Source organism: Microseira wollei NIES-4236, from assembly GCF_020521235.1.
GTDB lineage: Bacteria > Cyanobacteriota > Cyanobacteriia > Cyanobacteriales > Aerosakkonemataceae > Microseira > Microseira wollei.
This window is the reverse complement of record NZ_BLAY01000659.1, coordinates 1-286: the sequence shown is the minus strand read 5'-3', so window position 1 is coordinate 286 and position 286 is coordinate 1. Positions and strand designations below refer to the sequence as shown.

The 286-nt window shown below is 51.7% G+C and carries 1 pseudogene; it reads left to right on the top strand.

The features are described from left to right. Positions 1–44: 44 nt before the first annotated feature. Positions 45–286, top strand: a pseudogene (locus MiSe_RS50170) (hypothetical protein); the annotation flags it as partial.

Genomic DNA, 286 nt, shown 5'->3' with positions numbered 1-286 from the left:
CACCAGCAACTATTGTTCTCAAAACAGAGAACGTCTATACTGCCGTGCCCCTACCTGTTGGCGAATCAATCGGTGGCACAACCTGTAGGGGCACGGCACCAGCAACTATTGTTCTCAAAACAGAGAAGGTTTATACTGCCGTGCCCCTACCTGTTGGCAAATCAATCGGTGGCACAACCTGTAGGGGCACGGCACCAGCAACTATTGTTCTCAAAACAGAGAAGGTTTATACTGCCGTGCCCCTACCTGTTGGCGAATCAATCGGTGGCACAACCTGTAGGGGCAC